Origin of the sequence: Clostridium yunnanense, assembly GCF_016595795.1 — a bacterium.
In the GTDB taxonomy this organism is placed as follows: domain Bacteria; phylum Bacillota; class Clostridia; order Clostridiales; family Clostridiaceae; genus Clostridium_AR; species Clostridium_AR yunnanense.
Map to the genome: position 1 here is coordinate 145,003 of NZ_JAENHN010000037.1, position 21,131 is coordinate 166,133.

Consider the following 21,131-nt stretch of genomic DNA (forward strand, 5'->3'; position numbering starts at 1 on the left):
TACTTAATCCCTCCATGTACGTATGTATTTATTAGGTAAGTATGGCTCAACAACTATTTCCCCATCCTTAATCTTTGCTACTTCTGGATATGTAGGCTTTTCCCCTTCTGGAGATATTGTAATCAAGTTACTTATGCTTAAAATTTCAGGTTGAAGCATAAACGCTGCAATAATCGATTTTTTATTTCCATTGATTCCAGCATGCACTTGACCTTTTATACTGCCTAAAACTATTATATTTCCAGCTGCTGATACTTCAGCACCATTGTTTATATCACCTATAATAACTATATTCCCCGGGTAATTAATACTTTGACCACCTCTTACTGTTTTCCTTATAAATTTAGTTCTTCCTTCATATACCCCAGTAAAAGCTTTACTTTCTTTTTCTTCCTTCTCTTGGAATATACAATCCTTAATCATGATTTCATCAAAGAGAACATCTTTTAACCTTCTCATTTGCTTATCATTTATATGTTTCAAATCGGCAATAAAAGTCAGAGTTGCTCCCGCATAAAATTGTTTACCAGAATTTAGCCTCTCTAATAACTTTTCGAGCATTTCGTCAAAATCTTTAAACTTATCCATATTTATTAGGGCTATAATTCCTTCTCTGTTTCCTTTTATAAAAATACCCTCGTCTAACATAAAAACCTCCAAAGCCTACCCTACTTATGTTCTAATTCAACAACAACTGATAAAAATCCTTTTTAAATGTATAAAATAATTATATCATCTACATGATATATATAAAGTTTTTTCTACAATTTAAATGCAAAATTTAATGCATATTAATATAAATTATATTTTTTTGTAAAAAAAAGCCTCTAAAAAAGCCGCTGAAGCGACTTTGTTCAGTGAGCTTTTTTTTGCGCATCTGCCTTTTCTTAAGCGTATGTGAAGAATCTTACAGGCGACATAATTTTATTTTTACTGTTTATCCTAAATAACTGTTTTCACTCCTTAATATTACTAGGTTTACATATCAAAAAGTTTTATATCTTCCCAAACAGTAAAAAGCACAATCTCAAAATAATCCTAATTATTTTAAGATTGTGCCAAACTATTTATTTTAAGTTATCATCTTTAACATCTTCCAAAGGAGGATTTAAAGTATAGTTGAACATAGGTTGATAACTTGGGAACTGCTGCTTTATCTGATCTCTGAAATAAGTTTCATAAATAGCTCTTGCAACTGGAGCTCCCATATTACCTTGGTATCCATCATACATAACAACTGCTACCACTATCTGTGGATCATCAACTGGTGCAAAAGATACATACACAGAATAGTCACTTCTACCATACTCTTCTTCTTTATCCTTATAAGTAGCTGTCCCAGTTTTACCTGCTGTAAGAATAGGAAAACCTACAAAATGTATTCTTGCAGTACCTTCATCAGTACCATTGTTAACCATCTGCATACCTTGCTTTATGGCAGCAAGATTTTCTGGTTTTATATCTATTTTCCCTAATACTTCAGGCTTATATTCTTTCAACACATTACCACTGTTATCAGTGATTTTGTCAACAAGATGCGTCTTATATCTAGTTCCTCCATTAGCTATTGTAGATATATAGCTGGCAAGCTGAACCAAACTAAAGTTATTAACACCTTGTCCTATAGATGCATTTACAAGCTCTGCAGGAGTATTTATAGCTCCATTTTTATCAAAGATAAATTGTTCCATAGCAATAATAACAGTTTTCTGTGAATACTTTCTACCAGAATTATTGGCTTCTTTTATTCTATCACTGAATACCTTTGAATTAGTTTCTAAATCACTTAAAAGCTTACTAAGTTTTGTTTCAAAACCATCAAGACTAATCTTGCTGTTAGTACTATTCTTCAACACATCTATTACTGCATCTTTTATTTTCTGCTTTGTTTCCTTTAATTTATCATCGTCATCATCTTTAGCTTCTATGTCTAACGGAACAAAATTGTATCCTGTTCCATATGCTCCTTTTGATAGAAAGTCAACTAACTCATATCTTGAATAATATAAAGTTTGACTCTTAAAATATTCATAATTATAGGTTTGTCCAAAATTTTCACCTATTTCAATGCCAGTACTTCCTTTTTGATTACCTTTTGGATCAGTTCCCATACCAAGTTGCCATGCATATTTTGCTATACTATCAAGCGCTTGAGTATTTTGTCCATTCTTTACATACATTCTAACTCCCATTTCATAGTAATAGAAGTTACAAGAGACCGCAAGTGCTCTCTTTAAATCTACTATTCCATACTCATGTTCATCAGCCGGAGCCCAAGAACCTAATATTAATGGACGAGTATCAAAATATTTCTTACCGTATAGAGTTTCCTTAGGATTAACTACTCCCTCTTCTAAAGCCGCAAGAGATGTCAAAGGCTTAAAAGTTGATCCAGGAGGGATAAGTCCCTGAGTAGCATAATTATAAAACGGTTTAGGATACAAATCATATTTATCCTGTCTATTACCATTAGCATCCTTAGGGAATAGCTCATCAATGGTTTTATTTAGATTATATTTCGATATAATCATCTTTCCATAAGCTTCATAGTCAGGGTTAAAAAACTGTTTTGACAATTCAGGAGTAAGCTTTCCTGGTTCTGAGAATATATTAGCATCAAAGCCTGGATTACTAGCCATAGCAAGAACTCTTCCAGTTTTTGCTTCTATAGCAACAACCGCTCCTCTTGTAGTATTAAAATCTCTAGCTATTGGAAATTGAGGGTCGTAAACTTGCGTTCTTACATACTCCATTCTCTCTTGTAATGATTTCTCGGCTGAGTATTGTATATTTTTATCTATACTCAAATGAACATCTTCACCAGGGCTTGGCTCAAGATCAAATAACTCTTCTGTTTTTCTACCTTGAGAATCAACCTTAATTGTAGTTCCTCCAGTATTCCCCTTAAGCACTGATTCAAAAGCAGACTCTATTCCAGCTTTTCCTATAACATCTGTAGATACATCATAGCCTCTTTCTTCGTATCTGTCCTTTCTGCTGCTATCTATTGAAGCAACGTAACCAATTACGCTAGAAGCTAGATTATATTGGCCATAAGGATAGTATCTCATAGGCTCTAAAGCCACATCTACCCCTGGAAGACCAGTTAACTTTTGATAAAATATCGATGCAGTGTCCTTTTTTATGTTTGCTGCTATAGTAACAGGTTTAAAACCTGAAAAACTCTGCATCTTAATAGCATCTTTAACCAGCATATATCTTCTAATATCATTTATAGAAAATTTCTTTAAAAGCATTTCTGTTATTTCTTGTGCACTTAAGTTTTTATAAGTCTTTTTCTCAGCAGCTGTAGGATTTAACATATCATACATTTGATAAAACTTAACCATATAATAAAAGGTGTCTTTCGCACTTATCTTTACCAGTTCTTCATCAATTTTACTTTCATCATCATCAGTAAGCTCTTGTTTACCTTTGAACAGCTTCTTCTTTATATCATCATTCATACCTCTATCTCTTTTGAATCTGATTTCTAAAGCTCTTTTACTGTCATCAGTTGAAACATTAAAATCAAAATATGGTTCACCTTTATCATTAATTTTAAGGTTTAAAGTATCTTGCTGAGAATCTTTATTCTCATCTAGAAGTTTAAACACTTGTTTCATTGTGGTATAAAAACTTTTAGATGAGTCATCAGTCTGAGTAAAGGTTAAAGTATACACCTGCTTATTAGTAGCTAAAAGATTACCTTGAGAATCATATATCTTACCTCTAGGTGCTTTTTCTGTAACTAATCTTCTTGAGCTAGTATTGGCTCTATCAGTATAGTCATCATATTTAAAAATTTGCAAATATATAAGCCTTGCGACTATAGCTGAAAATATAATAAACATTATTACTATTACTACTGTATATCGATTCACTGTTTTCTTTTTCTTCTTAACGTTATTCATTATTATCACCTATTAATCTTTATTGAACTTCCACTGAACCTTCATATACTTCTTATTTGAAAATTTATATACTCTGTTATATATTAAGAAAACTATAACCATATTGTAAGTTGCTGAAATAATCATAGGATATCCCAAAGGTATCTTAACCTTAGCTAAATACAATATAATCATAACAAATAACAACTTGATTATCGATAGACAAAATGTTGATAAAACAGGTATTAGTCTCCTGTTCTTGAATATATTCTCACCAATAACAGCTGCCAAAATGCACAATAATAGATTTGCTAAAGCATTGATTCCATAATACTTATAGAAAAAAATATCCTGTAACAGTCCACTAAAAGCTCCAATTATAGTTGCTTCCCATCTTCCGTTTACTACGGAAAAACAAATTGCAAAACACAATAATAGACTTGGAGTTCCATTAAATATTGAAAAGAAAGGGACAATACTGTTATCAAGAATTAATAAAATCAGGCATATAATTGCCAACACAACTCTTTTCACCTATTCGTCCCCCTTAGTCTTTATATTTTATCTCTTCTTTATTTCCATCTGGTGGTATTACTACATATAATTCTTCTAATTTGTTAAAATCTACAGAAGGCTTTATTATAGCACTTTTATTAACTTTAACTTTATCTTCTTCTACAGACACCACTGTTCCTATCTTTAAATCCTTTGGATACATTCCACCAAGTCCTGTAGTTGTTATTATATCTCCTTTATTTATCTGAGAATTAATTGGAAGTAAGTCTAAAATTGCTAACGGTTCGTTATCACTGTTTTTGTATCCCCTTACTATCCCTGAAATATCAGATTTGTCTACTTTTGCATGAGCCGCAAAGTTTAAATTGGTAAGCGTCTGTACCTTTGACCAAGTTGAATTAGCTTCTACTACTTTTCCAACTAATCCTTCTGGTGCAATAACAATCATATCTTTAGCAATTCCAGCATTAGTTCCCTTACTTATTATATATCCATTAAGCGTACTTGAGTCTGATTTTGCTGTTATATATACACCTACATAATTATAGCTAGACTTTTGTTCTTTAAATTTAAGAATTCCTCTTAAATCATCAACTTCACTCTTTAAACTTCCGTACTCTATTAACTTATTTTCAAGTTCTATATTCTTCTTCTTAAGCTCTTCATTTTCCTTTTTAACCTCGGAGAAGTTAACGAAAAAATCCAGTCCACCTTTAGCCTTATCTGCTAAGCTATAAGCTGCTTTTTGTATTGGATTAAGTGCAGTGCCTGCTCCACTGACAATAGGATTACTTGAATCTCTTTTAACACTGTAAATAATTATAGCTAAAAAGCTAACTGACAGCACTATAATAGTTACTGCCAGTTTATTTCTGAGTAGCTTCATTTTATCCTCTTTGTTGCTTTGCTATTATATCAAATTTATCTAGAGCTTTACCTGCTCCTAGGGCAACACAGTCAAGAGGAGATTCAGCTATATGTACAGGCATATGAGTTTCATGATTTATTAAAGCATCTAATCCTTGAAGTAGAGCTCCTCCACCAGCAAGCATTATGCCTTTATCCATTATATCTGCTGCAAGTTCAGGTGGTGTCTTTTCAAGAGTAGTTTTAATTGCTTCTATAATTGCAGAAACAGGTTCTTTTAAAGCTTCTCTTATTTGTGTCTCAGTTACATCAATAGTCTTTGGAAGACCTGTAATTAAATCTCTTCCTTTGATAGGCATTGTCTTTTCTTCTTCTTCTTCATTTCTAAATGCTGAACCTATTTCCATCTTTATATTTTCAGCCGTTCTTTCACCTATCATTAGGTTATATTCTCTCTTTATGTAGCTTATTATAGCTTGATCTAACTCATCTCCAGCAACTCTTAAAGACTTAGAAGTTACTATACCTCCAAGTGAAACAACTGCAACTTCAGTTGTACCTCCGCCAATATCAACTATCATACTACCCGTTGGTTCATCAACTGGAAGTCCTGCTCCTATAGCTGCTGCCATTGGTTCTTCCATAAGAACAACTTCTCTTGCTCCAGCTTGCTTAGTTGATTCTTCAATAGCTCTTCTTTCAACCTCTGTAACCCCTGATGGAAAACATACTATTATTCTAGGGCTTGCGAAAGCGCTTTTATTTGTTATCATATCTATAAACTTCTTAAGCATTGTCTGCGTTATATCAAAATCAGCTATAACCCCGTCCTTTAAAGGTCTAATAGCAACTATATTTCCTGGAGTTCTACCTATCATCTGCTTAGCTTCTGTTCCAACAGCTAACGGCTTCTTAGTCATATTATTAATTGCTACAACTGAAGGTTCTCTTAAAACTATGCCTTTTCCTTTAACGTATACTAATGTATTGGCAGTACCCAAATCTATCCCCATATCTTTATTCATTCCAAACAATCCCATGTTTATTCCCCTTTCAGTTTTAGATTATTCCTTGTTCTTTTAAACTTATAAACTTTTGACCACCTATTATTATATGGTCTAATAAGTCTATCCCTACAATCTTGCCACATTCTTTTATGCGCAAGGTTATATTAACATCCTCTTTACTTGGAGTAGGATCTCCTGAAGGATGGTTATGACATATTATTATTGAAGCTGCACTTTTTTTTATAGCTTCTACAAAGATTTCTCTCGGATGTACTATTGATGAATTTAAACTGCCTTTAAACACTTCTTTTATAGAAATAATGGTATTTTTAGTATTGAGCATCATAAGCATAAGTACCTCTTGCTTTAAATGAGCTATTTCATTCATAACAATCATAGCTGCACTTTTAGGGTCACTTATTCGAATTTCTTCACCTGCTTTAAAACTTCTAAACCTCTTAAAAAGTTCGCACAGCGCCATTATTTGCGTTGCTTTAACTTCTTTAATCCCCTTAATTTTCATTAGTTCTTCCGGTGACGTATTTAGAAGCCCATTAATTCCATCTAGTTCTTGAAGAATTCTCATACTAAGTCCCAGTACATTTTCATTAGAAGTACCAGTTCTAAGTATCAATGCAAGTAACTCATGATTTGATAATGCGCTTGATCCTTGTCTTATTAGCTTTTCCTGAGGTCTTTCATTTTTAGGGATATCTGATATTTTAAGATTTATGTTCATTTGATAAACTCCTTTATCACTGCTTTAATAAATATAAAAACATATTTTTACCTCTCCTAATATAATAGAAGCTACAAAAATAGTTTTATAATTTAAAAGCTCTATCTTAATATCCTTCCCCATGCCCAATTTATTTAACAATATCTCTCAAAATGTTTTTTAATTTGTTTAGAGGTAAGCCTACTACGTTATAATAGCAGCCTTCTATTTTCTCTACGAAAACACCTCCAAAGCCTTGAATTCCGTAAGAACCTGCTTTATCCATAGGTTCACCGGTATTTATGTACTCATCTATTTCTTCTTTCGACAATACAGAAAAAGTAACCTCTGTACATACGTAATCTGAGATTAACTTATTACTTTCAGTATTGATTACTGTGATTCCTGAATATACCTGATGAGTTTTGCCACTTAGAGATTGTAACATCCTAAAGGCATCCCCCTTATCTTTAGGTTTCCCCAAAACCTTGTCTTCTAAACTTACAACTGTATCAGCTGCAATTATTATACTAGGTTTTTTTATGTCATTTCTTATATACTCTGCTTTACCAAGAGATAATTCTACAACATACTTCCCTACATCCCCTGTAAATGCAATGGAATCTTCATCAAAAGAAGATGGTATAACCTCGTACTCTTTAACCAATCTACTGAGAAGTTCTTTTCTCCTATCAGAAGCCGAAGCTAATATAAAATTCAAATTATCACATCCTAATACCTTTTATATAGTATTATTGCCAATATAACTCCAATAATTGATAGAATATTTATTTTTATACTCATACCGATTGTTAAAAGAAATACTTTTAAATCTAGTGCAACTGGCGTAGGCGTACCAATAGAATATGAAGTCTTTAAAAACTTTAGCGAACTAAATTTATCACCTAAAATTTCTCCAGCTAGACTTCCTAATAATAAGCCTAAAAAGATAAAAAATATAAGCATACCAACGTTTTTAGAACCTGCCTTCACTGCTACCCCCACCTCATTTTTACATCTTTTATAGTTTATCATTTAATAAATGTTATAACAAGGGTATTTGATTTTTTTTAAAGTTTTTTTATAATATTGGCAAATTAAGTGAAAAGGTCCTCGTTCATGGTTTATTATCTTATACTTTCTCAGCAATATGGTTAAGAAAATATTAAAATTCTTGTATGTAATCGACTTCTTTAGAATATTTTTTTAAACATTCTATTAACAACCTTTCTTAATTGAAAAAAATATATTTAAATATCTAATTAAACCCAAAATCAACCTCCATTTATTTGTTAAATAAAACATAAAAATATACCACTTCATTTTAGAAAATACATCTTAAAATTCAGAATTTCTTTCGAACCTTTTAAGTGTTTATTTCATAATGAAGTGGCTTATATAATATTTTTTTATTTTACTTTAAAATCGCTTAGTGTTGTAAATATCGTTCCATATGAACCTTCAATATTATCTTTACTCATTTCTGCTGGTAAGTCGTTTATACTTTTTTTCAAAGCTTGAAATATTGCAAAGTATTGACTTTTACTATCCTCTTGAAGACTGTTTGTCCATTTTTTAAATTCATCAGTCTTAACACTTTTAGTATCCTTCCCCTCTAAGGTATGAATCACTTGAAGATATCCGCTTACCATTTCCGCTAATTCTTTTGAGCACAAATCCTTATTACTTATTTGGAAATTCACTTTTAGGTTAGTTACACCTGCTGCTGTAAGATCCTTAGAAAGCTTATCAGCTTCATCAGTCTTTCCAATTAAAACCCCTACTCTAAATTTGTCATTATCTTTTAAAGTAAAAGAATTATATTTATCTTTTAGTTTATTCTTGTTTTCATCTGCATTTTCTTTTTTTGAATAATACCCACATTGAACCAATGAAAAAACTGTAGTATCTTCTTTGTTTGCATTTCCCACCTGTTCAGTACTGTTAGTCTTAGAGCTGTTAGGAGTATCAGTGGTTTTATTAAATATTATCTTTGCCAGAGCAGTTCCTAAAGTTAATGCTACAACCACCACTATTACTAAAAAAACCATCACTTTTCCACCATTCGTCTGTCTCTTATTTAGATCGTATCTTGTGTATTTCATTTCCTTCACCTCGCTATTTTTTATTCCTAAGAATAATTGTACTTATAAATATTTGTATTTATAAAAGGCTGAAGTTATGACTATGTTTTTTATTTTTAGTATTTGTATATAGCAAATTTACTTATTTATATTTTTGATTTGATGATTTAAAAGTTCGTTATACGTACAGACTGCAACTATTAGCGACAAGTATTATTATAATTATGCCAAGTAAACTTGACACAAAATTTTTAACATGGTATATTAAGGAAAAAAGGAGGATTGTATAAATATGAAAAGAGATGAAATTTTATCGAAAAGTAAGAATGAAGGTTTTGATGAGCGAGAACAAAGTATATTTTTATCTTCATTTGGATTTGGAAATATTATCACAATGCTTTTGTGCTTTATATTTATAGCTATAAATGCAATAAAAGGTAAAGGATATAGTGAATTTATAACTATAGCTTTTGCAACACTTTCAGCTACAAACTTTTATCAATATAAACAATTGAGAGATAAAAATACTTTGCTTATATCAGCAATTTTCACTTGTATTACAGCAATACTCTCTTTTATTTTCTTCATCGTAAAAGGGTAATAATATGGAAGAAAAACTTATTTTAAAGAATCGGCTCAAAGTAGCCCGAGCAGAAAAAAATCTATCCCAAGGCGACCTTGCTGAATTAGTGGGAGTATCACGCCAAACTATTAGTTCTATAGAGACAGGTCAGTTTTGCCCAACAGCTAAACTTGCTCTTGTTTTATGTATTGCCTTAGACAAAAAGTTCGAAGACTTATTTTATTTTGATTAATTTTATTTCACAAGGTATATTAATTAATTCTTTATTATTTCTATTCATATAGGGTTCCAACCTCAACAATTAACTTATGCTTTTCATAGCATATAAATTAATGATTGAAGTCAGAACCCTTTATCTATGTTTTGTTAGTTAAACAGCATTTAATATATCATATTGAGAATTATATAATTTAAAGTAAGCACCCTTACGGTTAATTAAATCATCATGAGTTCCCTGTTCCAATATCACACCTTTGTCTATATACATTATCTGAGAAGAATTTTTTATTGTAGACAATCTATGCGCAATAATAAAAGAAGTTCTACCTTTTAACAGATTATCTAATCCTTCTTGAAGCAGGATTTCAGTTTTAGTATCTATACTTGAAGTTGCTTCATCTAGTATCAACACCTTTGGATCTGCCAAAAGAGCTCTAGCAAAGGAAATAAGTTGTCTTTGTCCAACAGAAAGTCTTGTGCCTCTTTCATTAACTTCTGTTTCATATCCGTCCTTTAACTGACATATAAAATCATGGGCTCTGACAATTTTAGCTGCTTCTATAACCTCTTCATCCGTTGCATCAAGCTTGCCATATCTTATATTCTCCATTATTGTTCCTGAAAATATAAAGGAATCTTGAAGCATAACTCCCATTTGTTTTCTTAAGGAATTTAGAGTTACAGTGCTTATATCTGTTTGATCTATTAGTACAGTGCCATTCTCTATGTTATAAAATCTACTTAACAAATTAACTATTGTAGTCTTTCCTGCTCCTGTAGGACCAACTAATGCAATAGTCTGTCCCGCTTTCACATTAAAGTTTATATTATTTAAGATAGGCTTATCCTCTTCATATTGAAAGTTAATATTTCTAAACTCTACATCCCCTTTTATTGTCCTCATTTCTTTAGCGCCTGGCAAATCCGTAACTACAGGTTTTTCATCCATCGCCTCAAATATTCTTTCAAGGTATGCCATTGCTGTTATTATAGAGTTATAAAAATTACCTATGTTTAAAATTGGATTCCAGAATCTCCACACATATCCAACAAATGCAACTAGTACCCCTACAGATACCTCAGCTGACAAGTAATATATACCTGCTATATATATTAATGATACAGTTAATGTAGAAATCATTTCAACTGATGGCCATAGCAAAAATTGTATACTTACTGCTTTCAACCATGAAGTTCTATAATTATCACAAACTTCTCTAAATATCCTTAAGTTTTCTTCTTCTCTAGCAAAAGACTGTGTAACCTTTATACCGTTTATACTTTCATGAATATAAGCATTCATATTTGACTGCTTACTGCTTAAAATCTGATAAGCTTTCCTTTGTGCCTTTTTTAGAATCATAACAATAAGTAAAAGTACTGGTATTCCTACTATACTGATTAAAGTAAGCTTTACATCTATAGCAAGCATAAAACCAATCGCCATAAACAGACTAAGTGTATCTGTAATAAGATTTATCAATCCGTTTGAAAGTAAATCGCTTAAGGAATTAATATAGTTAACTACTCTTACTAAGATTTTTCCATGAGGCCTATTGTCGTAATAACTAAAAGGGAGCCTTTGGAGATTAGTGAACAAATCCAACCTCATTTTTCTAAGTACATTTTGACCAATCATGGACATTGATCTTATTCTATACTTCATGCATACACCTGTTATCACCAAAGTTAAGATAAATATTCCAGCTAATATTGCAAGTCCTCTTATATCTTTATTAGGTATTTTATCGTCCATTGCTACCTTAATTAGATATGGGCCTAGTAAACTTGCCATATTTGCTAAGAACATCAGTGAAACAGTTATAGTTATGTCTTTCTTGTAAGGTTTTATATATGATAGAAGTCTTTTTAGATGTTCTAAACTAAAACTGGTCTCAAGTTCTTCATCTACATCAAATTTATTTCTAGCCATTACACCGCCCCCCTTACTACATCAAAATCTCCAAATTGGTTTGCATAAACACTATAATAGTATCCTCTCTTCTTTAACAATTCTTCATGTGTTCCTCTTTCGATTACCTTACCATCATCTAGAACAAGAATAAGGTCTGCACTTTTTACAGAAGAAATTCTATGAGCAATAATAAAATTAGTTCTATTTTTATATATTGATCTCAGCTCTTTGTGTATCTTTAATTCTGTCTCCATATCTACACTCGAAGTAGTATCATCTAGTATTAATATCGAAGGATTCTTAAGAAGTGCTCTTGCTAAAGCTATTCTCTGCTTTTGTCCCCCAGAAAGTCCAACACCTCTCTCTCCAATTATCGTATCGTAGCCTTCTGGCATGTTTACTATAAACTCATGGGCACCAGCTACATTTGCAACTCTTTGAACCTGTTCAAAAGTAGCTTCTGGCCTTCCATAAGCTATATTTCCCTCTATAGTATCAGAAAAAAGGAATATATCTTGCATTGCAACTGCTATCCTGTCTCGAAGCTTAATAATATCAAGTTTTCTAATATCTACTCCGTCAATTTCTATCTTTCCTTTGGTAACATCATAAAATCTGCAGATTAAATTAACTAGGGTCGATTTACCTGCTCCTGTAGGTCCTAGTATACCAATTGTTTGCCCTGACTTTATCTCAAAGGATATATCCTTAAGTATCTCTTCATTATCATAACTGAAGCTTACATTTTCAAACCTTATGTCTCCTCTTATACCATCAACAATTTGTTTTTCCTTCTGACTTTTGATCTTTACCTCTGCATTTAATAAATCTCTTATCTTATAGGTTGATGCTACATATCTTTCAAAATCATTTATAAGCCACCCAGCCATACGCATAGGATTGTTCAAAGCCCATATAAAGCCATTAAATACAACCAAATCTCCCATGGTCATAGTACCATGTGCAACCATAATTCCACCTATCAGCATCATTATCACAGATAATACACCAGCAAGTGAGTCCAGAACAGGAAGATACTTCTCCCAAATCTTAGCAGATTTCAAGTTTTTAACTTTATAGTCATCATTAGCTTTATTAAACTTTTCAATCTCATATCGCTCTTTAGCAAAAGCCTTTACCACTCTGTTTCCACTTATATTTTCTTGAACCACTGAGTTAAGCTTTGAAAAACTTTCTCTTATGGCATAAAAAGTCGGTCCAACTTCCTTTGTCATCTTTGTTGCTAAAAATCCTATAATAGGAGTTATAAGTATTAGTGCTATTGTGAGTTTTACATTTACAGTGAACATCATTACTACAGCAAATATAAATAAAGTCAGGTTTTCAAATACGTTATATACAACCCAAGCTACAAAATGCCTTATGGCATCCGTATCACCAGTCATACGCGCCATTAAATCGCCAGTTCGAGTATTGTTGTAATACTCAAAATCCATCTTTAGAAGTTTTTTGTATAAATCTTCTCTTATTTTAAATATCACATCTTGAGAAACAAACTCAAAAATCATCTGGAATATATATCTGTCAATTGCCTTTATTACAGAAACTCCAATCATCATTAACAGTATTGATATCAGAATCTTTTTGTCACCACCACCAATTACTTTATCTACAATCTTACCTGAAAGAAATGGATTTATCATATTAAGCGCTGATGCAATTAAAACCATAAATAGTGCGATAAAATACTTTAACTTGTACCTTTTCAAATAACCCCATATCCATTTTAGACTACCCATTTTTTTCTCCCCTTCCTTACTTTTACTACAGATAAATTATTGCTTAAATAATAAAAAATATAAATGTAATTTCTTAAACTATTGATGTATATTCTTATACTGATGTATATTTATAATGTACTATTGTTAGGGGTGATAAAATGTGTTACACAGGTATAAGCGCTCAATCCTTCAATCCTCAAATACTATATGTTTTTGATGCTATAAATAGAGAGGCCATGGAGACTCAATATCATAGCCATGATTTTATTGAACTAAGCATTATTATCGATGGATTTGTTGAGTATAATATAGAAAAAGAAAGTATGATGATAAATAAAGGCGATATACTTCTTTTTAACCCAGGTGTGTATCATAGAGAATTTATAACTGATGAGTCAGACCTTCATGAACTTCATATCGGTATAACTAACTTCCGTTTGGAAGGCTTTAAGAAAAACTTCATCTTAACCAAGGACAACTCTCCTGTAATAAGACTAAAGAAGCATGCAGACGAATTCTTTAATTGTTGTACTGATATAATCGAAGAGCAAAAAAATAATGCACTAGGATACGATTTAGTGCTAAAGGCTTTAGTTATGAAACTTTTGGTTATACTTCTTAGGGAAACTCATTTTAAGGAAAGCATAAAAGACACAGTAAAGTATTCTTTTGAATCTACTGATAAGCAAAACTTAGTAAAGTCAATAATAAACTTTATGAACGAAAACTATATGAATGAGATATCTTTAGATAAAATAGCTAAAAACATGTATCTTAGTCCAGTATATATTTCTAAGATCTTTAAAGAAGAAACTGGTGACTCTCCTATAAATTACTTGATAAAAATAAGATTAGAAAAAGCTAAAGAGTTGCTAGAGATGGAAAGGTTACCAGTAAAGCTCGCAGCTAAAAGCGTTGGTTATGAGGATGCATATTACTTTAGTAAGTTGTTTAAAAAGTATTATGGCATTTCACCATCAAAAGTTAGTTGATATTATATTTTCTTTACTATACAGTAAAAAAGCCTGTGCGTATCAGCACAGGCTTTAATTAGCTCTAATAATTTTAGTTCTTTATTCTTCTTGCTCCAGCATATCTGCTAGCATAGTAAGATTCACTTAAAGAACTCACAGTTACATTCTTTCCTGATGATGGAGCATGTATAAAATCTCCACCGCCTATATATATTCCAACATGACTTATTGGACCATAAGTATTGAAGAACACTAGGTCTCCTGGACTAAGATTTCCTTTAGATACCGATGAACCCATAGCATACTGAGCACCAGTATAATGTGGTAAGCCTACACCAAGCTTAGCATAAACATATTGAGTAAGACCAGAACAATCAAAAGCTCTTGGTCCAGCTGCACCAAATACATAAGGTCTACCTAAGTATTGATATGCAATTGAAACTGCACCGCCACCTGCGGTTGAAGTGCCTCCTCTTGAAGCTTTTGTACTTCCATTTGATTTGCTACTTCCAGTTGACTTGCTTTTAGATTTTGAATCGCTACTGTCTTCGCTCTTTGGCGATATAATTGTTTTATTATTGCTCTTTAATTGAGCTGTCTTTAAAACAATCCCTTGTTCACTCTTTGCCGTTGTGTCTGCTTTCGCTTCCCTAGATGAGGCTAGTCCAAACGCTAAAGTTGAGCAAAAAAAGCCTGCTGCTATAATCTTAAGTCCCTTCCTCATTATGTTCTCCCCTCTCATACTTAATTATCCCCTAAGTCTCTTTCTTCCAATGTTAACCTTTTCATTCATATATGCAAATTCGTTTGTCACCGCTTTGTAACTACCTTTACATTATAGTAAACTTTTGTATGGTAGGTCAAGGAATTTAGTAGAATTTTTATGAAATATTCATAAAAATTTTTATTTTCGCTAATAAAACTTTACTTTTCCAACTTATTTATAAATTTCCATATGTATTTTTATTAATTAAGCAATAAGCTCCAAATTTTAAGTTATTTATCAATTTGTTCTTTTACTTATATCTTATTCATTTCACGCTCAATATTAAAAACTCTTAAATAAGGACGCTAGTTAATATAACTTAATTTAAAATTCCAACAACTAAAAACTTGTCTTACCTAATAATCAAAAAAATAAATGGCCACTAAGAATTTTTATATTCTTTCATAGCCACTTATTTTTCTTATATTAAGTTTTCTTGTATTTTACTTTATTTCTTTTAATACATTAAGTAGATAATCCCATAGATTTTTTACAGAAGTTATGCTCATGTGCTCGTTTGGAGTATGAACATCATATAAATTAGGACCAAAAGAAATCATATCTATATCTGATCCTAGTCTTTCAGTAAACAAACCACATTCTAATCCAGCATGAATCGCTAGTATCTCTGGCTCTTTTCCAGTCATAGTCTTATATACTTGTTGACATATTGTTCTTATTTTAGATTCTGGATTGTATTGCCATTCTGGGTAATTAGCAGATGTTTCGAATTCTGCTCCTATAAGTTCTGCAATGTTTTTAGTTCTTGTTATTATTTCGTCTTTTAATGATCCAACCGAGCTTCTTGTCGCACTATCATACTCTACTGAAGCATTAGATGTAGTAACAACTCCTAAATTTGTAGAACTTTGAACAAGTCCAGGAATATCCATACTCATAGTATCTATGCCGTTTGGTAAAAGATATAATAATTCTACAGCTTTCTTTGTAGTATCCTTAGAGAACACCTTTTCTACTTCTGCATCAACCAATTCAAATTCTATATTAACATCTGGATCTGCTGCCTTAAACTCATTACTTAATGTTTGATTCCAAGTGTTAATCTTTTCTTTAATAACTTCCAATTTGTCGCTTGGGAATACAATTAAAGAATCATGCTCTCTAGGGATAGCATTGTTTTTTGAACCACCATTAGTTGACACTAAATTGAAATCAACATCCTCAAGGATACTCTTAAGTACTCTTCCCATTATCTTATTAGAATTTCCTCTTTCTTTATTGATTTCCATTCCTGAATGTCCGCCTTTAAGACCTCTTACTCTTACTTCAGCCTTTGAAACTCCATTCTTTACAGCTTCCCATTCTATGTTCAAAACTGCTTTATTTCTTATTCCACCAGCACAGCTTACAAGTAAGAATCCTTCTTCTTCAGAATCTAAGTTTAAAAGTATCTTACCGCTTATATGTTCAGGACTTAAATTCATAGCTCCTCCCATTCCAGCTTCTTCATCTGAAGTTATAAGCACTTCAAGTGGTGGATGAGCTATTTCTTTTGAGCTTAATATTGCTAAAGCGTATGCTACAGCTATACCATTATCTGCTCCTAGTGTTGTGCCTGTTGCAAATACATTATCTCCCTCTATTCTTAGCTTAAGAGGATCTTTTTCAAAATCATGCTCAGTTCCCTTATTTTTTTCACAAACCATATCCATATGGCCTTGAATTATAACGGTTGGAGCATTTTCATAACCTTTTGTACCAGGCTTCTTTATTATTACATTCAAACTAGAATCTTGGATTACATCTAATCCATGACTCTTAGCAAAGTTAACTAAGTAATCACTTATCTCTTTTTCATTTCCTGATCCTCTAGGAATTTGAGAAATTTCTTCAAAATAACAAAAAACATCTTTTGGTTCTAAATGTGATAAAACTCCCATATTTATTACATCTTCCTTTCAATATTTAAATTGTATGGTAAAATAATACTATAATCACTTAAAAGTGTTTTGTCTATATTTATAATATAGCATATTAATCCTTTAAATACATATTCTTTAACCTCTAAGCAATTTTAACTTTTAGAATTTTCTCATTTTATAATTATCAATTTTTACTAATAAAGCTCTCTATATATAATATATTTTCAAAATTACAGTTGAAATTAAAGTATTTTATTAAATTACATTCTTACTTTATTAATGTCACTAAAACACGCTGCAGATATACATATTAATTTCAACAAGTTATTGAAAGATGACCTAATTTAAATTGTTCATACTGGGAATATTATAGATGTACTAAGTTATAATTAGGCTTACATTTTCAAATTCTCTTCTTTTAAGCTAGGAGAGTGATAAACGAGGCATTGTAATTAGGCAAGTACATCTTTATATAAAATAAATTTGTGAGGTGTTTATATGCAAAAAACAAAAATGATTTTTACAATTGGACCTGCAAGTGATAATGAAGACATATTAAAAAAATTTATTGAAATCGGAATGAGTGCGGCAAGATTAAACTTTTCTCATGGAACCCATGAAGATCATAAACTTAAAATAGATCTAATTAAAAAATTAAGAGATGAACTTAATTCTCCTACTGCTATTTTAATGGACATAAAAGGTCCTAAGATAAGAACTCATAACTTTGTTAATAATGAGGCTACACTTGAAGAAGGTAATAAATTTATATTTAGTTGTGGTGGAGAAATCCTTGGAGACGAAACAAAATGTTCTATTTCATATGAAGTTCTTTATGAAGATATAAAACCAGGTGGAACTATTCTTGTAGATGATGGATTATTAGAGTTTAGAGTAGATAAAGTTGAAGGAAAAGACATCATTTGTACTGTAATAGTTGGTGGAACTATGAAAAACCATAAAGGAGTAAATGTACCTAATGTAAACATAAAACTTCCAGGTATAACTGAGAAAGATAAAGAAGATTTAAAATTCGGTTGTGCTATGGGTGTTGATTTTGTTGCTGCTTCGTTTGTAAGAAAAGCTTCAGACGTAACAGAAATACGTTCTCTTCTTGATGAACATGGTGGTACGGATATTAAAATAATCTCCAAAATTGAAAGTCAAGAAGGTGTTGATAACATAGATTCTATAATTGAGGTTTCTGATGGAATCATGGTAGCTAGAGGCGACATGGGAGTAGAAATCCCTATAGAAAAAGTTCCTATAATACAAAAATCTATTATCAGAAAATGTAATGAAGCAGGAAAAATAGTTATTACTGCTACACAAATGCTTGATTCCATGATAAGAAACTCCAGACCTACAAGAGCTGAAGCATGTGATATCTGCAATGCAATATTTGATGGCACAGATGCTATAATGCTTAGTGGAGAAAGTGCTTCTGGTAATTACCCAATTGAAGCTGCTAGCACAATGTCTAGAATAGCCAAAGAAACTGAAGCTAATTTAGATTACGGTCATCTTATGAGAAGACTTAAGGAACCAAGTCTTTCTGCCTTTGGTGATGCAATAAGCTACTCTGCAGCCAAAACAGCACTTAAGTTCCCTACTAAGGCTATTGTTGCAGCTACTCAAAGTGGAGCTACCGCAAGATTACTATCTAAATACAGACCAAGCTGTCCAATAGTTGCTATAACTCCTAATGATACAGTAAGAAGACATCTATCTTTAAACTTTGGTGTTATTCCTAGAATTTGCAGAGAATTTAGCACTACAGATGAGATAATAAATGAAGCTAAAAATGCTGCTGTTGAGGTCGGTATTGCAACTAAAGGTGAAAATATAATAGTAGCTGCTGGTATGCCTACAGCTCATACCGGCGGCACAAATATGCTTAAGATAGAAAAATTATAATTTTTATCTTATGAAAAAAGACAGTGGATTTCCACTGTCTTATTTTTGTTCAATTTTATCCTTAAGAAACTGGCTTTTAGGTTGATATTTAAGCAATTTTTTGTATATTATTTTAGCGTCATTTGTCTGTCCAGTATGTTCATAACTTTCAGCAAGTTTTAAAAGTATATCTATATCTTCATTAAGCTTAATTCCATTTATCTGATTTATTATATTGATAAATTCTTGATAATTTTTGTTTTCATATAAACATAAAGCTTTTATTATATGTACTTTCAAATTATCTTTGTAATTATAATCATTACACTCTACAATACACTGATCATAGCTTTGAATATAATATAATCTAAGTATTTCTTCAAACTTAACTACTTCTTCACTTTTATTTTTCTTAACTTCAAAAGCTATATATACCATATATATAATAACAATTAAAAATAATGGTGGTGTAATTAGGGCTACTACCATAAGTATTAACCCTATTGTAATTTTAACTTTTAAGTTATTTTTCTCAGACTGAAGATAAAATGGCTTTGAGCTTTTATTTTCCATTATTCCTCCGAACTAATTTTAAAGATTCTTAAATAAGTCTCCAAAAAGCTCTCCTAAACTAGCACCTTCTGCATTATCGTTATATTGTAAATATTCCTTTGATTTTTCTGAGGCTTCTTTCACACTAAGGCTTATTCTATGATTATTTTCATCTATATCTAGTATTTTTACTTTTACCATATCATTAAGATTTAATGCATCTGAAGGTTTTGCTATATTTTCATCTGATATTTCACCTATATGAACAAGTCCTTCCACACCTGGTTCTAACTCCACAAAAGCACCAAAGTTCATAAACTTAATTACTCTTCCTTGTACAACCTCATTAACTTTATATTTTGTTTTTATATTAGTCCAAGGGTTAGTAGATACATCTTTAAGTGCAAGAGAGATTCTGTTCTTCTTTTGATCTACTTCTTGTATGAATACTTCTACTTCATCTCCTAGTGAAACTACTTCAGAAGGATCATTAATTCTCTTCCATGAAAGATCAGAAACGTGTATTAGTCCTTCTATTCCACCTAAATCTACGAAAGCTCCAAACTTTGCAAGTCTAACAACTTTACCAGTTATTTTTTGTCCTACACTTAGAGACTTCCATACCTTTTCTTTCTTCTTTTCTCTTTCTTCTGTTTCAATTACTCTTCTTGAAGCAACAACTTTTTTCTTATCTTCATCAAACTCTATTATAGCAACCTCTACCACGCTATTAATAAACTGATGAAAGTTATCTCTCCATTCAAAAGCCCCTTGAGAACCTGGAATAAATACTCTTACTCCTTTATATGATGCTATAAATCCACCTTTAACTTGTTCCTTTACCTTAACTTCTATAATTTTCTTACTTTCAAAGGCTTCCTTTATATCATACCAAACCTTAATTTCATCTGCTCTCTTCTTTGATAATACTACATTCCCTTCCCCATCATCGGTACTTAGTATCATAACATCTATTTCATCATCTATCTTTAACAATTCTGATAGATCAACATCGGCTTCATCAGTAATTTCATTACGGGAGATTATGCCATCCGCAAAATAATTAATATTTACAAAAACCTCATCCTTGGTAACATTTATAATCTTACCTTTTATAATTTCTCCAGAATGGATTCTTTTAAAATCATAATTATCCATCATTGCTCCCATTGACATTTCTTGTGTTAAATCTTTTTCCATAATACACACTCCTTAGTATTAATGATATTTGTTCATTAATTTATTATGAGATTTACATATTGCAGCACCCCATCTATAATTTTACATAAGTAAAACTTTTTAAACAAGATGTAAACTAAACCAAAATTTACTTTGCCAAAAACTTCAAATATTTTATAATTATTATAGTTCTCTATGGTATAATCTTATTACACTATGTTATATATCTAAATTAATTAAATGTTAATCTTATTAGCTAAAGACTATGAATATTTTCACAACAGAACTCATTTAGCTTCAAAAAACTTATTAATGTCCTTTATCCACGTATATTCAT

At 31.3% G+C, this 21,131-nt stretch carries 19 protein-coding genes; 4 read left to right on the top strand and 15 right to left on the bottom strand.

What is annotated here, in order from left to right; genetic code table 11:
• Positions 1-3: 3 nt before the first annotated feature.
• The 9 genes from minC to JHL18_RS12090 form a co-directional block, all read right to left on the bottom strand.
• Positions 4-648 carry a septum site-determining protein MinC gene (minC, locus tag JHL18_RS12050; protein WP_200269473.1) on the bottom strand — a complete coding sequence of 215 codons (645 nt, stop codon included), beginning with the start codon at positions 646-648 and terminating at the stop codon, positions 4-6.
• Between the two features lie 419 nt (positions 649-1,067).
• Positions 1,068-3,914, bottom strand: a complete 2,847-nt coding sequence (locus JHL18_RS12055; RefSeq protein ID WP_200269475.1) for a penicillin-binding transpeptidase domain-containing protein — start codon at positions 3,912-3,914, stop codon at positions 1,068-1,070.
• Between the two features lie 12 nt (positions 3,915-3,926).
• Positions 3,927-4,427, bottom strand: coding sequence for a rod shape-determining protein MreD (gene mreD / locus JHL18_RS12060; RefSeq protein ID WP_200269477.1), 501 nt, complete (start codon positions 4,425-4,427; stop codon positions 3,927-3,929).
• Positions 4,428-4,440: 13 nt separating this feature from the next.
• Positions 4,441-5,295 (bottom strand): rod shape-determining protein MreC, encoded by an 855-nt coding sequence (gene mreC, locus JHL18_RS12065; RefSeq protein ID WP_200269479.1) that lies wholly within the window; start codon positions 5,293-5,295, stop codon positions 4,441-4,443.
• A gap of 1 nt (position 5,296) precedes the next feature.
• A complete protein-coding gene (locus tag JHL18_RS12070; protein ID WP_200269481.1) occupies positions 5,297-6,316 on the bottom strand; it encodes a rod shape-determining protein in 1,020 nt (339 codons plus the stop codon).
• 19 nt (positions 6,317-6,335) lie between these two features.
• The gene (radC, locus tag JHL18_RS12075; RefSeq protein ID WP_200269483.1) at positions 6,336-7,022 is read right to left on the bottom strand and encodes a RadC family protein; all 687 of its coding nucleotides are present in this window, start codon (positions 7,020-7,022) and stop codon (positions 6,336-6,338) included.
• A gap of 130 nt (positions 7,023-7,152) precedes the next feature.
• Positions 7,153-7,722 carry a Maf-like protein gene (locus JHL18_RS12080; RefSeq protein ID WP_200269485.1) on the bottom strand — a complete coding sequence of 190 codons (570 nt, stop codon included), beginning with the start codon at positions 7,720-7,722 and terminating at the stop codon, positions 7,153-7,155.
• A gap of 11 nt (positions 7,723-7,733) precedes the next feature.
• A complete protein-coding gene (locus JHL18_RS12085; RefSeq protein ID WP_200269936.1) occupies positions 7,734-7,994 on the bottom strand; it encodes a DUF4321 domain-containing protein in 261 nt (86 codons plus the stop codon).
• A gap of 416 nt (positions 7,995-8,410) precedes the next feature.
• A complete protein-coding gene (locus JHL18_RS12090) occupies positions 8,411-9,106 on the bottom strand; it encodes an SPOR domain-containing protein (protein ID WP_200269487.1) in 696 nt (231 codons plus the stop codon).
• 271 nt (positions 9,107-9,377) lie between these two features.
• Between JHL18_RS12090 and JHL18_RS12095 the strand changes: the two genes are divergently transcribed.
• Both JHL18_RS12095 and JHL18_RS12100 read left to right on the top strand, forming a co-directional pair.
• Positions 9,378-9,686, top strand: a complete 309-nt coding sequence (locus JHL18_RS12095) for a DUF6442 family protein (RefSeq protein ID WP_200269489.1) — start codon at positions 9,378-9,380, stop codon at positions 9,684-9,686.
• A gap of 4 nt (positions 9,687-9,690) precedes the next feature.
• Positions 9,691-9,900 carry a helix-turn-helix transcriptional regulator gene (locus tag JHL18_RS12100; protein WP_200269491.1) on the top strand — a complete coding sequence of 70 codons (210 nt, stop codon included), beginning with the start codon at positions 9,691-9,693 and terminating at the stop codon, positions 9,898-9,900.
• 138 nt (positions 9,901-10,038) lie between these two features.
• Here the strand turns inward: JHL18_RS12100 and JHL18_RS12105 are convergent, their stop codons facing one another.
• Both JHL18_RS12105 and JHL18_RS12110 read right to left on the bottom strand, forming a co-directional pair.
• Positions 10,039-11,820 carry an ABC transporter ATP-binding protein gene (locus JHL18_RS12105; RefSeq protein WP_200269493.1) on the bottom strand — a complete coding sequence of 594 codons (1,782 nt, stop codon included), beginning with the start codon at positions 11,818-11,820 and terminating at the stop codon, positions 10,039-10,041.
• Positions 11,820-13,562 (bottom strand): ABC transporter ATP-binding protein, encoded by a 1,743-nt coding sequence (locus JHL18_RS12110; protein ID WP_200269495.1) that lies wholly within the window; start codon positions 13,560-13,562, stop codon positions 11,820-11,822. The genes JHL18_RS12105 and JHL18_RS12110 overlap by 1 nt, the downstream gene beginning before the upstream one ends.
• 140 nt (positions 13,563-13,702) lie before the next feature.
• Between JHL18_RS12110 and JHL18_RS12115 the strand changes: the two genes are divergently transcribed.
• Positions 13,703-14,536: an AraC family transcriptional regulator gene (locus JHL18_RS12115; RefSeq protein WP_200269497.1), complete on the top strand. Its 834-nt coding sequence runs from the start codon at positions 13,703-13,705 to the stop codon at positions 14,534-14,536.
• Positions 14,537-14,609: 73 nt separating this feature from the next.
• Here the strand turns inward: JHL18_RS12115 and JHL18_RS12120 are convergent, their stop codons facing one another.
• Both JHL18_RS12120 and JHL18_RS12125 read right to left on the bottom strand, forming a co-directional pair.
• On the bottom strand, positions 14,610-15,242 hold the full coding sequence (locus tag JHL18_RS12120) for a C40 family peptidase (protein WP_243277867.1): 633 nt from the start codon (positions 15,240-15,242) through the stop codon (positions 14,610-14,612).
• A 485-nt stretch (positions 15,243-15,727) separates the two neighbouring features.
• Positions 15,728-17,185, bottom strand: a complete 1,458-nt coding sequence (locus JHL18_RS12125) for an aminoacyl-histidine dipeptidase (protein ID WP_200269501.1) — start codon at positions 17,183-17,185, stop codon at positions 15,728-15,730.
• 480 nt (positions 17,186-17,665) lie between these two features.
• Here JHL18_RS12125 and pyk point away from each other — a divergent pair, with 480 nt between their 5' ends.
• Positions 17,666-19,084 (top strand): pyruvate kinase, encoded by a 1,419-nt coding sequence (gene pyk, locus JHL18_RS12130; protein ID WP_200269503.1) that lies wholly within the window; start codon positions 17,666-17,668, stop codon positions 19,082-19,084.
• Positions 19,085-19,123: 39 nt separating this feature from the next.
• On the opposite strand, the gene JHL18_RS12135 is transcribed toward pyk, so the two are convergent.
• Together JHL18_RS12135 and rpsA are read right to left on the bottom strand one after the other, a co-directional pair.
• Complete coding sequence (locus JHL18_RS12135; protein WP_200269505.1) at positions 19,124-19,636, bottom strand: tetratricopeptide repeat protein; 513 nt, start codon at positions 19,634-19,636, stop codon at positions 19,124-19,126.
• 18 nt (positions 19,637-19,654) lie between these two features.
• Positions 19,655-20,815: a 30S ribosomal protein S1 gene (gene rpsA, locus JHL18_RS12140; RefSeq protein WP_200269507.1), complete on the bottom strand. Its 1,161-nt coding sequence runs from the start codon at positions 20,813-20,815 to the stop codon at positions 19,655-19,657.
• Between the last annotated feature and the right edge of the window lie 316 nt (positions 20,816-21,131).

Coding starts and splice junctions, on each gene's coding strand:
- minC (WP_200269473.1), bottom strand. CDS start 648: ATGTTAGACGAGGGTATTTTTATAAAAGGAAACAGAGAAGGAATTATA.
- JHL18_RS12055 (WP_200269475.1), bottom strand. CDS start 3,914: ATGAATAACGTTAAGAAGAAAAAGAAAACAGTGAATCGATATACAGTA.
- mreC (WP_200269479.1), bottom strand. CDS start 5,295: ATGAAGCTACTCAGAAATAAACTGGCAGTAACTATTATAGTGCTGTCA.
- JHL18_RS12070 (WP_200269481.1), bottom strand. CDS start 6,316: ATGGGATTGTTTGGAATGAATAAAGATATGGGGATAGATTTGGGTACT.
- radC (WP_200269483.1), bottom strand. CDS start 7,022: ATGAACATAAATCTTAAAATATCAGATATCCCTAAAAATGAAAGACCT.
- JHL18_RS12090 (WP_200269487.1), bottom strand. CDS start 9,106: ATGAAATACACAAGATACGATCTAAATAAGAGACAGACGAATGGTGGA.
- JHL18_RS12095 (WP_200269489.1), top strand. CDS start 9,378: ATGAAAAGAGATGAAATTTTATCGAAAAGTAAGAATGAAGGTTTTGAT.
- JHL18_RS12100 (WP_200269491.1), top strand. CDS start 9,691: ATGGAAGAAAAACTTATTTTAAAGAATCGGCTCAAAGTAGCCCGAGCA.
- JHL18_RS12105 (WP_200269493.1), bottom strand. CDS start 11,820: ATGGCTAGAAATAAATTTGATGTAGATGAAGAACTTGAGACCAGTTTT.
- JHL18_RS12110 (WP_200269495.1), bottom strand. CDS start 13,562: ATGGGTAGTCTAAAATGGATATGGGGTTATTTGAAAAGGTACAAGTTA.
- JHL18_RS12115 (WP_200269497.1), top strand. CDS start 13,703: ATGTGTTACACAGGTATAAGCGCTCAATCCTTCAATCCTCAAATACTA.
- JHL18_RS12120 (WP_243277867.1), bottom strand. CDS start 15,242: ATGAGGAAGGGACTTAAGATTATAGCAGCAGGCTTTTTTTGCTCAACT.
- JHL18_RS12125 (WP_200269501.1), bottom strand. CDS start 17,185: ATGGGAGTTTTATCACATTTAGAACCAAAAGATGTTTTTTGTTATTTT.
- pyk (WP_200269503.1), top strand. CDS start 17,666: ATGCAAAAAACAAAAATGATTTTTACAATTGGACCTGCAAGTGATAAT.
- JHL18_RS12135 (WP_200269505.1), bottom strand. CDS start 19,636: ATGGAAAATAAAAGCTCAAAGCCATTTTATCTTCAGTCTGAGAAAAAT.
- rpsA (WP_200269507.1), bottom strand. CDS start 20,815: ATGGAAAAAGATTTAACACAAGAAATGTCAATGGGAGCAATGATGGAT.